Raw genomic sequence first — 13310 nt, forward strand, 5'->3', positions numbered from 1 at the left:
GAGCGTGAGTCCCGTTTTGAGGGAATCCGGATCCTGGTTCCGCGTCGCCGCATGTCTTTTCCAGTTTCGAATACGCCGGGCATGTCGTATGCGCCGATGAATTCCCGATGTGCCGCGGTTTCAAGCAATAAGCATGAGGCGCTTCAGGATCGTGGATGGGATTAGCAGGATAAACTTCCGTCGATACAGGTCACCGCGTTTCCGCCGACCCGGATCGCCCCTTCCGGGATCGACAGCCGCAGCACGCCGGCGCGCCCGAGCACCTGGCCCTGGCTTGCCAGGAACTCGCCGCCGAATTCCCCGGCCTGCCCGGTGTGCCGGATGTAGGCGGCGACGGCGCCGTTCCCGCTTCCGCATACCGGATCTTCATTGACGCCATGCGCCGGCGCGAAGGCGCGCACTTCGATCCTTGCCCGATTCTCCGGGCCGTGCTTGCCGAAGATGACGACACCCGTATGCCGGCCCGCGAGGTCCTGCAGTCTCATCCGCGGCAGATCGGGCGCGCAGTCGAGCACAGCCTGGGCGCTGGCCAGCTGGGCGATCACCCAGCGTGCGCCGACATCGACCAGGCAGGGCGCCGGGTCCTGCTCCAGCGCGCTGCCGAGTATCGCTTCCAGCTCCCCGGCCTGGCCCGCGTCCAGGGGCGTGATCGTCGGGGCAGGCAGGTCGAAGGAAATCCAGCGGGCGCCGTCCGCCGCGTGCCCGACCTCCAGCCTGACCAGTCCGGCCTTGCATTGCTGCACCAGCACACCGTCCTTCGGCGCGATCATGCCCGCTTCCAGCAATGCATGGGCGGTGCCGATCGTGGGGTGACCGGCGAAGGGCATCTCGGCGCCCGGGGTGAAGATCCTGACATGGTAGTCGGCGCCGTCCACCGTGCGCGGCACGACGAAGGTGGTTTCCGACAGGTTGGTCCAGTGTGCGATCTGCTGCATCTGCCGGGCCGAGAGCCCGCCGGCGTCGAGGACGACCGCGACCGGATTGCCCTTGAATGCCACGGTGGTGAATACGTCGACTGTCTTGAAGGGTAGATGCGCCATGCTGATCCCGCTGCTGTAAGGTGAAGGAAACCGTAGTCTACGTGCCGGGATCGTGCGCCCGACAGAGACAATCCGGCCATTTTCAACCGTACAGTACTGCCGGCATGGCGGCGAAGTGTACCGGTCCGTGGCGGCGCGCGGCCTTGCTCAGACCCCGGGGCTCGCAGACCCGCTGTCCGGTGGCAGCGGCGCGTCCGGCGGCAGCAGCCCTTCGGCCCGCAGCTCCTGCCAGAACTGCGCCGGGATAGGGGCGTCCATCAGGCTGGCGTTGCGGCGCAGGTGGTGCGCGCTGCTGGCGCCGGGAATCGTCGCCGCCACCACCGGATGCGCGGCCCCGAACTGCAGGGCCGCCGCAGGCAGGTCGACATGGTGGTGCGCCGCGATCTTGCGCAGGCGCTCGCGCCGCTGGCATTGTTCATGGGTGGCCGGCGCGTAGTCGTAGTGCTCGCCGCCGGCCAGGAAGCCCGAGTTGAACGGTCCGCCCAGCACCACCCGGGCGCCGCGTTCGGCGCACAGCGGGAACAGGGCCGCGAGCGGGGTGGTTTCCATCAGCGTGTAGCGCCCGGCCAGCAGGAAGATGTCGGGATCGGACTGGCGCAGCGCGCGCATGCAGGGCTCGACCGTGTTCACGCCCAGACCCCAGCCCTTGATCGTGCCTTCCTCGCGCAGCCGCACCAGGCCTTCGAACGCGCCGCCGCGCCCGGCGGCGATGCCGAAGTAATGGTCGTAGCGATCCCCCAGGCTGTCGGGCGAGAGGTCGTGCACGTAGACGATGTCGATGTGCCCGAGCGCCAGCCGTTGCAGGCTGTCCTCGATCGAACGGCGCGCGCCGTCGGCGCTATAGTCGAGCACGCGCCTGAACGGCAGCGCGGAGACGAAGGGGTGCTGGATCTCGCCGGCGGCGTCCGGCACCAGCAGGCGCCCGACCTTGGTCGACAGCGTGTACTCGCCGCGCGCGCGCCTGCGCAGGGCCTGGCCGAAGCGGTGTTCGGACAGGCCGGCGCCATAGTGCGGCGCGGTGTCGAAATAGCGGATGCCGGCCTCCCAGGCGGCGTCGACGGTCGCATGGACCGTGTCGTCGCCGGTCGCATGGTACATGTCGCCCAGCCCGGTGCCGCCGAGGCCCAGGCGCGTGATCGGTCGATAGCGCTGGTTCACCATGGATCCTTTCTCCCTCATCAGGTGCGATACGTCCCTGCTTGCTCCATTGCCCGGTCGAGCGGCGCCGCGCTAGGGCGGCAGGATCTGCGTGCGGGTGGCGATCAGGTCGCGCAACAACTGCGCGTGCTCCCTGACCTGCTCGGCCTTGGCCAGGTATTCGTTGCGGGGATCGTCCTTGTCCCAGGGCGTCTTCTGGTAGTGGCGCGATTTGTGGTGCAGTTCGCGCAGCAGCCGCTCCTGCTCGTGCAGCGCCCGCACCGCGCCCCACATCGCATCCTCGACCGCGCCGCCCTGCAAGGCCTCGAGCACCCGGGAAGTAAAAGCGTGGCCCGTGTGGCAGCGGTAGCGCAGTGGCGCGCCATCCCGGATCTCCCACAAGGCGCCGTTGCATTCGGGGCAGGTCAGGGGAACCCGTGAGCCGAGCTGGTCCAGGCCGGCCATCCCGTTGTCGCCGTCGAAGATCCGGTTCTCGACCTCGATCCATTCCTGCGCGGCAAGCGCGGAGGCGGCTTCGGCGGCGCCAGGCGCCGCCGGGGGCCGCACCAGATCGAGCAGGATGGGTACGATGTCGTCCACGCGGCGGACGTAATCGACGGCCGCATGCGCCGCCGCACTGGCCGGCATGTCCGGCACCTCGGCCTCGCCCGGATCCTGGACGATCGCAATGCCCCCACGGGCCTTGATGGCCTGCAGCCCGACGGTGCCATCGTCGAGGTAACCGGACAGGACGATCGCGATCGCATCGGCGCCGTAGGCCGTGGCGGCCGAACGGAACAGCGGGTCGATGGCGGGCCGGGAGTGGTTTTCCTTGGGGCCGCTCGAAAGCCGCGTGTACGCGCGCTCCCCGGCCCTGGCGACCGTCAGGTGCAGGTCGGGCGGCGCCACCAGGACCTGGCCGGCGACCAGGAGTTCGCCCTGGAGCGCATGGCGCACCGGGAGCGCCGAGCAGCGCTGGAGCATGCTCGGCAGGATGCTGGCGCCCGCCCCGATATGGGTGACGATCAGCACCGCCGCCGGGAAATCTGCCGGCAATGCCTTGAGGATCACTTGCAAGGGATCGGTGCTCCCGGACGATCCGCCGATGAGGATGATTTTTGGCATGAGAATAGCGTGGAGTCCTTGCCGAACAAGCCTACTCCACATCAACGAAAGATGCCGCGCCAATGCCGGCGCGTGCGTGCATCCGTGCGCGACGAGTCCTACAGGGGGCGCGCCTGCGGGCCTATTGCGCGCGCCCGGCCAGCCGCTATGATGAAGATTCGTCCAAAGACCACGAGGAGATCAGCCATGTCGATGCAAGGTTCGGACAAGGACAAGGGCGCCAAAGGGCGCCACTTCGACCAGCTCACCCGCAGCGGCACCAGCAGCGCGGGCAGTGTCGGACCCGGCGGCACCGGGGATGCGCAGCAGGCGGGGCGGCCGGGCGGCATGCAGCAGGCGGGGCGCACCGACGACCTGCTGTCCGGCGGCTGCGATGCCGACCAGGATAACGAGGGTTTCCGTGAAGGCAGCGCCAGCCGGGGTGGCGGCACCGGCAGGCAGGGTGCGGGCAGCAGCGGCAACCTGCAGTCCGGAGAACCGAACCAGCAGGGAATCCGCGGCCAGCGCACGACCGAGACCGATCGCGACGAGGACGAGTCCCGCCGCGAGCGCTAGGCCGCCTTTTCAATCTCCTGGCGCGGGGGCGGGGCGGCGGGCGTCATCGTCCGGTGGATTGCTTCAGGAGATTCCAGTAGTGGACGGGGCTGAGCCGTTCCAGCCAGGCCACGACGCGTGCGTCGGTTCCGACCAGCACGCGCGCCTTGCGCCGCTCGATGCCGCGCACGATGATCTCGCCGGCCCGGTCCGGCGCCAGCCGCAGCAGCCGTTCGGCCACGGCCTGGCCGTGTTCGAGCTCGTGCGCCGGGGCGTCCCGCGGCGCCCGCGCATTCCTGAAGATGGCGGTGGCCACGCTGCCCGGGTGGACGACGGTGACGCCGACGCTGCTGCCGTCGAGTTCGTGACGCAGGGCGTTCGAGAAGCCGCGCACGGCGAACTTGCTGGCCGAGTAGGCGCTCTGGCCCGGCGGCGACACGATGCCATAGGTGCCCGAGACGTTGACGATGCGCGCATCGTCGCTGTCGCGCAGCAGCGGCAGGAAGGCGCGCGTCATGCGCACCACCGCATGGAAGTTGACGTCCATGAGCCAGTCGAAGTCCTGCTCGCTGACCTGCTCGAAGCTGCCGCCGAGCGCGACCCCGGCATTGTTGACCACCAGGTCGACGCGGCCATGGATGATCCCGACCTCGGCCGGGAAGCCCCGCACCGCCGCCCGGTTGGCGACGTCGAGCTGGTGCACGCTGGTGCGCACGCCGAGCGCGCGCGCCTGGCGGGCGGTTTCGGAGGCGGCCTCGCCGTCGATGTCGGCCAGGGCCAGGTGGCAGTCGCGGCGCGCCAGCGAGAGGGCGGTGGCGCGGCCGATGCCGCCGCCGGCGCCGGTCACCACCGCGACGCGGTTGGCAAGCTTCATCGCAGCGCCCCCTTCGGTCCGCAGGAAAGGGTGGCGGCGATCAGCCCATCCAGCGGATCGGCGTCGGTGAAATGGTCAAACATGGCGTCCCGATCCTGTTCTAATCGTGACACTCTACATTGTCAGAAACGAGGTGGCAAGATTGTGTCAGAATAGAAGCATGACAGCCGAGCTTTCCACTACCACCAGGTCCTATCGGGGCCAGTCGCAAGAGCAGCGCCGCGCCGAGCGCCGCAGCAAGCTGATGGCGGCCGCCATCGCAGTCTACGGCGAACGGGGCTACCACCAGGCCACGGTCAAGGCCGTGTGCGAGGCGGCCGGCCTGACCGAGCGCTATTTCTACGAATCGTTCGCCAACAGCGAAGCGCTGCTGATCGATTCCTTCAATGCCATCACCTATTCGGTACTCGGCGAGATCCTGCGCGCCGGCGAAGCGGCCGGGCGCGGCAGGATCGCCCGCTCGCGCGCCATGCTGGAGGCGTATTTCTCCGCCCTGCAGCGCGAACCGAATTCGGCGCGCGTGTGCCTGGTCGAGATCCGCGGCGTCAGCCGCGCCGTCGACCAGGCCTTCGACTCCGCGCTGCGCGCCATCGGACGCGAAGTGGCGCGCATGATCGCGCCGGCGAGTTCCATCGACGACGAGCTGCTCCAGGTCGGCGTGGTGGGCGGCGTGATCCACATCGCGTTGCGCTGGATCGAGAACGGCTACCAGCCGCCCATCGACACCGCGGTCAACTCCGCGCTCAGGCTGGGCGAGGTGCTGGCGACCAACCCGCGCCGCCCGCGCGCCGCGCCGGCCGCCTGACTTCCCGCGCCGCCCGGCCGTCATGAACCGGGAAAAAAGGCCCGGACCCACCGGGCCTTGTCCCATGTGCCGCAGCCGTTTTAGAAGTTGAAGACGACGCCGGCGCTCACGTTGGTGGTGTCGCTGGTCGGTTTCTGCACTTCGACGCGACCCGAGATCTGCGGCGAGAAGGCGTAGCCCAGGCCGATGCCGTACAGGGCGCGCGATTCCGAGTCGCTGCCGCTGAAGCCGCGCGACTTGACGTCGACGTCGATGCGGTTGTAGCCGAGGCGGCCGTACAGGTCGAGGTTGGTGGCGATCGGCAGGCTGCCGACCAGGGACAGCGCGACCTGGTCGGCCTTGACATCGACGCCGAACGCGTCGGCCTCGCCCAGGCGGCGGAAGCCGCCTTCGAGCGCGACGTTCGGGAGGAAGTTGTAGCCGGCGAAGAAGCCGTAGCTGGTCTCGCGGTCCGACCAGTCCTTGAACTTGGTTTCGCCGGCATCGACGCCGGCGTAGAAGGTGCCCGGGGCGGCAGCGAATGCCGACGAGGAGATGACCAGGGCTGCTGCTACTGCGATGTGCTTGAACATTGTTGAACCTCTTGAGTTTTTCCGCTGCGGAACATCCGCAGGGCCGCGATCTTACACGACAATGTCACAATCGCCAGCCGCGCGTAACAAATGGATACACCAATATTATTTGCCGTGCGGCACATGTCTGCATATGAATGTTGGTTACAATCCGGGATTGCCAACGATTCGACGAACACATGGGGTGGGAGAACCGGGCTGACCGGGGGAGGAAAGAAGCGCCGCCCCGGCCGGGACGGCGCCGGGATCAGATGTGCAGGGCGTGGCCCAGGGCGCGCAGCGCCGCTTCCTGGACCGCCTCGCCCAGGGTCGGATGGGCGTGGATGGTGCGGGCGACGTCCTCGAGCTGGGCGCCCATCTCGATCGACTGGGCGAACCCGGCCGCCAGCTCGGACACGCCGGCGCCGACTGCCTGCCAGCCGAGGATCACATGGTTGTCCTTGCGGGCGACCACGCGCACGAATCCGTCCAGGCTTTCGATCGTCATCGCGCGGCCGTTCGCGCTGAACGGGAAATGTGCGCTGATGAACTCGACGCCGGCGTGGTCGGCCTCGAGCGGCGTCATGCCGGCCACGACGATCTCGGGATCGGTATAGCACACCGCCGGAATCGCGGCCGGCGCGAATTCGCGGTACTTGCCGGCGATGATCTCGGCCACCATCTCGCCCTGGGCCATGGCGCGGTGGGCCAGCATCGGCTCGCCCGCCAGGTCGCCGATCGCCCAGACGTTGCGCATCGAGGTCCGGCACAGCGCGTCGACCTTCAGCGCGCGCCCATCCATGTCGAGCATCAGGCTTTCCAGGCCCCAGCCGGTGGTGCGCGGCTTGCGTCCGACCGCCACCAGCACCCGGTCGGCTTCGAGGCGGGACTCGACCCCGGAGGCGTCGCGCACCCGCACCTGGCCATCCTCCATGCCGAGCACCGAGGTGCCGAGGCGCAGTTCGACGCCGAGCCGGGCCAGCGAGGCCGCGACCGGCTTGGCCAGGTCGGCGTCATAGGCCGGCAGGATGCGGTCGAAGGCCTCGACCACGGTGACCTTGCTGCCCAGCTTGCGGTAGGCCGTGCCCAGCTCCATGCCGATGTAGCCGGCGCCGACCACGACCAGGCGGCGCGGCATCGAATCCGGCGACAGCGCCTCGGTCGAGGAGACCACCGGCCCGCCGAAGGGCATGAAGGGCAGCTCGACCGGCTCGGAACCGGCCGCCAGCAGCAGGTGCTCGCAGCGGATGCGGAACACCGCCTGCTCGCTGCCCGCGGGCGGCTGCACCTCGACGGTCTTGCCGTCGATGACGCGCGCCCAGCCTTTGATCACGCGCACGCCGTGTTTCTTCAGCAGGGCGCCGACGCCGCCGGTCAGGCGCTTGACGATGCCGTCCTTCCAGGCCACCGTGCGGTCGAGGTCGATGCGCGGGTTGTCGAGCGTGATGCCGAGCGGCGACTCCTGCGCCGCATACGTCGTCGCCTTGCTGAATTCGTCGGCGGCGTGGATCAGGGCCTTGGACGGAATGCAGCCGATGGTCAGGCAGGTGCCGCCCGGCTGGGCGCCCTCGACCAGGATGGTCGGCACGTTCAGCTGGCCGGCGCGGATGCCGGCCACGTAGCCGCCCGGGCCGCCGCCGATGATGAGGAGGGTGGTGGTGAGCGTTTCCATCTTCACTCCACGAACAGGGTCGCCGGACATTCGAGGTAGCCGCGGATCGCCTGCACGAACTGGGCCGCCACCATGCCGTCGATCACGCGATGGTCGAAGGACGAGGACAGGTTCATCATCTTGCGTGCCACCATGGCGCCGTCGCGCACCACCGGACGGTCGACGATGCGGTTGACGCCCACGATCGCCACTTCGGGACGGTTGATCACCGGCGTGGTGACGATGCCGCCCAGCGGACCCAGGCTGGTGATGGTGATGGTGGAGCCCGACAGTTCCTCGCGGGTGGCCTTGGCGCTACGCGCCGCATCGGCCAGGCGCGCCAGCTCGGCGGCGCAGGACCACGGGTCGCGCGCTTCCGCATGGCGCACCACCGGCACCATCAGGCCGGTCTCGGTCTGGGTCGCAATCCCGATGTGGACCGGATTGTAGGTGGTCAGCAGGTTGGCCTCGTCGTCGAAGCGCGCATTCATCTGCGGGAAGCTGCGCAGCGCCAGCACCAGGGCGCGCATCAGCAGCGGCAGCAGGGTGAGCTTGCCGCGCCCGGCCCCGTAGCGGGCGTTGAGCTGGGCGCGCAGGACTTCCAGTTCGGTGACGTCGATTTCCTCGACATAGGTGAAGTGCGGGATGTGGCGCTTGGCCTCCTGCATCTTCTCGGCGATCTTGCGGCGCATGCCGATCAGCGGCGCCGCATGTTCGCCATGCATCTGGGCGTAGCGCCTGTCGCCGCGTCCGGCCGGCAGGCCCTCGCGGCGCCCGGACACATAGGCATCCAGGTCGCCATGGGTGATGCGGCCGGCGGGCCCGCTGCCGGAGATGAACTGGAGCTCGACGCCGAGATCCCAGGCGCGCTGGCGCACGGCCGGCGCGGCCAGCGGCTTGTCGCCCTCGGCGCGCAGCGCCGGCGACGGGGCCGGCGCGGAGCGTGGCGGTGCGGGAGGCGCGCTGCGCGTGGGCGCAGGGGCTGCCGCATGGGCGCTGGCGGCCAGCTCCGGTTCCGCCACCATCTCGGCCGGCGCGGCCGGGGCCGGGGCCTTGGCCGCCTCGGTGCGCGCCGTCGGAGCCGCGCCCGCCGCCACGTTGCCGGCGCCTTCGACCTCAAGGCGGATCAGCACCGCGCCGACCGCCATCGACACCCCGACCTCGCAGCCCAGCGACTCGACGGTGCCCTTGACCGGCGAGGGAATCTCGACCGTGGCCTTGTCGGTCATGACGTCGGCCAGCACCTGGTCTTCCTGCACCTGGTCGCCCGGCTTGACGTGCCAGGCGACGACTTCGACTTCGGCAATGCCTTCGCCCAGATCGGGCATCTTGATTGCGTGTATGCCCATCTCAACCCTCCATGGCACGTTTCAGGGCCGCGCCGACGCGGTCCGGTCCAGGGAAATACGCCCATTCCTGCGCATGCGGGTAGGGCGTGTCCCAGCCGGTGACACGTTCGATCGGGGCTTCCAGGCTGTAGAAGCAGTGCTCCTGCACCAGCGCCGTCAGCTCGGCGCCGAAGCTGCTGGTGCGGGTGGCCTCGTGCACGACCACGCAGCGGCCGGTCTTGTTCACCGAGCGCACGATGGTGTCCAGGTCGAGCGGCCAGATGCTGCGCAGGTCGATGATCTCGGTGTCGATGCCGCTCTCGCGCGCGGCGGCGTCCGCCACCCAGACCATGGTGCCGTAGGTCAGCACTGTCACGGCGGCGCCTGGCCGGAACACGGCGGCCGAGTCGAGCGGCACCGTGTAGTAGCCGGTCGGCACCTCGCCCAGCGTGTGGCCCGACCAGGGCGTGACCGGACGGTCGTGGTGGCCGTCGAAGGGGCCGTTGTACAGGCGCTTGGGCTCGAGGAAGATCACCGGGTCGTCGTTCTCGATCGAGGCGATCAGCAGACCCTTGGCGTCGTAGGGATTGGACGGCATCACGGTGCGCAGGCCGCACACCTGGGTGAACATCGCTTCCGGGCTCTGGCTGTGGGTCTGGCCGCCGTAGATGCCGCCGCCGCAAGGCATGCGGATCACCATCGAGGCCGTGAATTCGCTGGCCGAACGGTAGCGCAGGCGCGCCGCCTCCGACACGATCTGGTCGATCGCCGGGTAGACATAGTCGGCGAACTGGATCTCGACCACCGGCCGCAGGCCGTAGGCGGCCATCCCGACCGCGGTGCCGACGATGCCGCCTTCGGAAATCGGCGCGTCGAACACGCGCGAGGCGCCGTACTTGGCCTGCAGGCCGTCGGTGACGCGGAACACGCCGCCGAAATAGCCGACGTCCTGGCCGTACACCACCACGTTGTCGTCGCGCTCCATCATGACATCCATGGCCGAGCGCAGCGCCTGGATCATGGTCATCGGCATGGTGGCCGTGTCCCTGTGTTGATCATCACGTGCCATCATACCCCCAGTTGCTGGCGCTGCCGGCGCAGGTGCTCCGGCATGTCCTTGTAGACGTCGTCGAACATCGTCGCGGCGCTCGGCGCGCGGCCGTCGCCCAGCGTGCCGAACTGTTCGGCCTCCTTCTGCGCCGCGAGCACCTCGGCCTCGAGCTCGGCCTGCACCGCCTCGTGCTCGGCATCCGACCACCAGCCCTGGTTGCTCAGGTGCTGGCGCAGGCGCTGGATCGGGCAGCCCAGCGGGAAGCGGGTCCAGTCGTCGGCCGGGCGGTAGCGCGAGGGGTCGTCCGAGGTCGAGTGCGGACCGGCGCGGTAGGTGACCCATTCGATCAGGGTCGGCCCCAGGTTGCTGCGCGCGCGTTCGGCGGCCCAGCGCGAGGCCCCCAGGACCGCCAGGAAGTCGTTGCCGTCCACCCTGAGCGAGGCGATGCCGCTGCCGATGCCGCGCGTGGCGAAGGTGACCGACTCGCCGCCGGCGATCGCCTGGAAGGTCGAGATCGCCCACTGGTTGTTGACCACGTTGAGGATCACCGGGGCGCGGTAGACGTGGGCGAAGGTGAGCGCGGTCGAGAAGTCGCTTTCCGCGGTGGCGCCGTCGCCGATCCAGCCCGAGGCGATCCTGGTGTCGCCCTTGATCGCCGAGGCCATGGCCCAGCCGACCGCCTGCGGATACTGGGTGGCCAGGTTGCCGGAGATGGTGAAGAAGCCGGCGCGGCGCACCGAATACATCACCGGCAGCTGGCGGCCCTTGAGCGGGTCGCGCTCGTTCGACAGCAGCTGGCAGATCATCTCGACCAGCGGCACCTCGCGCGCCATCAGGAGGCTTTGCTGGCGGTAGGTCGGGAAATTCATGTCGCCATCCTGCAGCGCGAGGGCGTGCGCCGTGCCGATGGCTTCCTCGCCGAGCGAGGTCATGTAGAACGACATCTTCTTCTGGCGCTGGGCGATCACCATGCGCGCATCGAAGATGCGGGTCTTCATCATGGTGCGCAGGCCGAAGCGCAGCAGGTCGCGGTCGGGCTCGGGCGCCCAGGGACCGACGGCATTGCCCTGCTCGTCGAGCACGCGGATCAGCATCGATGCGATGTCGCCCGTGTCGAGCGGCGCGACATCGATGGGAGGACGCCGGACGCTGCCGGCGGGACTCACCTGCAAATACGAAAAATCGGTCTTGCACCCCGGGCGGCCGGTAGGCTCCGGGACATGCAGTGACAGAGGCTTACTCTGGCTCATTATCGCTTCCCCTTGGTAAGGTGACATGCGGCAATCATGATAGTCCGGGTGGCGCGGCGCGGCGCACACCGACCCGACTATTTTCATTTTGCCATGCACCATACGGCAGCCTTTGCGGGGCGCCCAAGGGCAGCGGCAGCGGCATCCCCGTACCGTGAACCCGTTGAACTGGAACAGGAAAATGGGCAAGGCGCGGGCCGCGCGGTCCACGCTGCGCTGCAGCAGCGGCAACCCGGCCATGGCCGCGGACTCGGCCGCGCAGCGTCCGATTGGGGCGTCCAAGCCGCATCCGTTTGCAGGCAGCGCGCGGTGTCTGTAGTATCGATCGGCCACGAATGCGGGCGCCCCGGGCCAGGACCATGAAAAAAACCGCCGTCGTTCTTGTTGCATTGCTGGTCGCGCTGACGGCGATCGGCCTGCCGATCTGGCTCGCGGTCCGCGAGGCGGGGCGCCAGGCCCTGGTCGTCGAGACGGCGCGCGCCATGGAATACGCGCGCACCGTGATGTACCGGTCCGAGGCGACCGCCAGCCAGGTCGCGACAGGGATTGCCAGGCTCCGGAAACTGCATGCGCGGGCGCCGTGTTCGAGCGCCAGCATCGACGAGATGCGCCAGATCGACCTCGGTTCCAGCTATATCCAGGCGATCGGCCATGTGCGCGACGGCCTCCTGGTCTGTTCCTCGATGGCGGGCGACGCCATGGACTTTCCCCTGGGCCAGGTCGATTACCGGTCCGCCGGCGGCGCCCTGTTCCGCACCAACGTGCATTTTCCGTTCGCGCCGCAGCGTTCGTTCATCGTCATCGAGATCACGGATTTCGCGGCGATCATCCACAAGGACTTGCCGATCGACGTGGCGGCGACCGAGCCGGACGTGTCGCTGGCGATCCTGTCGCTGGAGGACGACAGCGCGATCGCATCGCGCGGCCATGTCGAACGGCGCTGGCTGGAGCGACTCGGCACGCGGCGCGAAGTCGCGTTCGCCGACGGCGGCCATATCGTCGCCGTGGTCCGCTCGCCGCTCTACATGACCGCCGCCGTCGCGGCCGTGCCTGCCCGCTACCTGGAGCAGCGCTCGCGCGACCTGGCCATGCGCCTGCTGCCGATCGGCCTCATCGCGGGCGCAGCCCTGGTGGTGGCGATCCTGTTCCTGGCGCGCCAGCAGATGGCCATCCCGGCCGCCATCCGCTGGGGCCTCAAGCGCGACGAATTCTTCCTCGAATACCAGCCGGTCGTGGCGCTGCAAAGCGGGAAGGTGTGCGGCGCGGAAGCGCTGCTCAGGTGGCGCCGGGCGGAAGGCGAACTGGTCAGTCCTGAGATCTTCGTTCCCGTGGCCGAGCAGAACCACCTGATCGTCCGCCTCACCCGGCGCGTGCTGGAACTCGTCGTCAGGGATGCCGGCTCATTCCTTTCCAGAAATCCGGATTTTCACGTGGGGATCAACGTGTCGCCGGCCGATTTCCATGCCAGCGGGCTGCTCGACAGCCTGGAGGCGGCATTGCGCGCGATGAAGGCCGGTCCGGCGAATCTCATGCTCGAGATCACCGAACGTGGACTGCTCGATCCGATGGTTGCCAGGGAGACGACCGGCACCCTGCGGCGCAGCGGCTTCGCGATCGCGATCGACGATTTCGGTACCGGCTACTCCAGCCTGTCCTACCTCGAGTCGCTGGAGCTGGATTACCTGAAGATCGACCGCAGCTTCATCGAAGCGATCGGCACGGGGGCGCCGACCAGCCAGGTGGTCCAGCACATCATCCGCATGGCCGAGGACCTGGGCCTGCGCATGATCGCCGAAGGCGTGGAAAGCAGGGCGCAGGCGGAGTTCCTGCGCCAGCGCGGGGTCCAGTACGCCCAGGGATGGCTGTTCGGGAAGCCCATGTCCTTCCAGGAGCTGGTGCGCCACATCGAGCAGCACGGCCAGGCGGCGGCCACGCCGCTGCACGCGACCGGCGGACGCTGAGGC

At 68.9% G+C, this 13310-nt stretch carries 12 protein-coding genes; 3 read left to right on the forward strand and 9 right to left on the reverse strand.

Annotated features, from left to right (window positions below; genetic code table 11):
• Window positions 1-161: 161 nt before the first annotated feature.
• From H162_RS0110365 to H162_RS0110375, 3 genes are all read right to left on the reverse strand, one after another.
• On the reverse strand, window positions 162-1040 hold the full coding sequence (locus H162_RS0110365; RefSeq protein WP_020653394.1) for a PhzF family phenazine biosynthesis protein: 879 nt from the start codon (window positions 1038-1040) through the stop codon (window positions 162-164).
• Between the two features lie 147 nt (window positions 1041-1187).
• Window positions 1188-2201, reverse strand: coding sequence for an aldo/keto reductase (locus tag H162_RS0110370; RefSeq protein WP_020653395.1), 1014 nt, complete (start codon window positions 2199-2201; stop codon window positions 1188-1190).
• Window positions 2202-2270: 69 nt separating this feature from the next.
• Window positions 2271-3302 carry a chemotaxis protein CheB gene (locus H162_RS0110375; RefSeq protein WP_020653396.1) on the reverse strand — a complete coding sequence of 344 codons (1032 nt, stop codon included), beginning with the start codon at window positions 3300-3302 and terminating at the stop codon, window positions 2271-2273.
• A gap of 186 nt (window positions 3303-3488) precedes the next feature.
• Between H162_RS0110375 and H162_RS0110380 the strand changes: the two genes are divergently transcribed.
• Window positions 3489-3857 carry a hypothetical protein gene (locus H162_RS0110380; RefSeq protein WP_020653397.1) on the forward strand — a complete coding sequence of 123 codons (369 nt, stop codon included), beginning with the start codon at window positions 3489-3491 and terminating at the stop codon, window positions 3855-3857.
• Window positions 3858-3900: 43 nt separating this feature from the next.
• Here H162_RS0110380 and H162_RS0110385 read toward each other — a convergent pair whose 3' ends face one another.
• A complete protein-coding gene (locus tag H162_RS0110385; RefSeq protein WP_020653398.1) occupies window positions 3901-4710 on the reverse strand; it encodes an SDR family NAD(P)-dependent oxidoreductase in 810 nt (269 codons plus the stop codon).
• Window positions 4711-4870: 160 nt separating this feature from the next.
• Between H162_RS0110385 and H162_RS0110395 the strand changes: the two genes are divergently transcribed.
• Entirely contained in the window at window positions 4871-5515 is a 645-nt protein-coding gene (locus H162_RS0110395; RefSeq protein WP_020653399.1) for a TetR/AcrR family transcriptional regulator, read from the forward strand.
• A gap of 80 nt (window positions 5516-5595) precedes the next feature.
• On the opposite strand, the gene H162_RS0110400 is transcribed toward H162_RS0110395, so the two are convergent.
• From H162_RS0110400 to H162_RS0110420, 5 genes are all read right to left on the reverse strand, one after another.
• Complete coding sequence (locus tag H162_RS0110400) at window positions 5596-6087, reverse strand: porin family protein (RefSeq protein ID WP_020653400.1); 492 nt, start codon at window positions 6085-6087, stop codon at window positions 5596-5598.
• A gap of 247 nt (window positions 6088-6334) precedes the next feature.
• Entirely contained in the window at window positions 6335-7738 is a 1404-nt protein-coding gene (gene lpdA, locus H162_RS0110405) for a dihydrolipoyl dehydrogenase (protein ID WP_020653401.1), read from the reverse strand.
• Between the two features lie 2 nt (window positions 7739-7740).
• A complete protein-coding gene (locus tag H162_RS0110410) occupies window positions 7741-9066 on the reverse strand; it encodes a dihydrolipoamide acetyltransferase family protein (protein ID WP_020653402.1) in 1326 nt (441 codons plus the stop codon).
• Between the two features lies 1 nt (window position 9067).
• Complete coding sequence (locus H162_RS0110415; protein WP_020653403.1) at window positions 9068-10078, reverse strand: alpha-ketoacid dehydrogenase subunit beta; 1011 nt, start codon at window positions 10076-10078, stop codon at window positions 9068-9070.
• 35 nt (window positions 10079-10113) lie between these two features.
• Window positions 10114-11346: a 3-methyl-2-oxobutanoate dehydrogenase (2-methylpropanoyl-transferring) subunit alpha gene (locus H162_RS0110420; RefSeq protein WP_026354487.1), complete on the reverse strand. Its 1233-nt coding sequence runs from the start codon at window positions 11344-11346 to the stop codon at window positions 10114-10116.
• A 359-nt stretch (window positions 11347-11705) separates the two neighbouring features.
• On the opposite strand from H162_RS0110420, the gene H162_RS30570 reads away from it, so the two are divergent.
• Window positions 11706-13307 (forward strand): EAL domain-containing protein, encoded by a 1602-nt coding sequence (locus H162_RS30570; protein ID WP_169444469.1) that lies wholly within the window; start codon window positions 11706-11708, stop codon window positions 13305-13307.
• The last annotated feature ends 3 nt before the right edge of the window (window positions 13308-13310 follow it).

Source organism: Massilia niastensis DSM 21313, from assembly GCF_000382345.1.
In the GTDB taxonomy this organism is placed as follows: domain Bacteria; phylum Pseudomonadota; class Gammaproteobacteria; order Burkholderiales; family Burkholderiaceae_D; genus Telluria; species Telluria niastensis.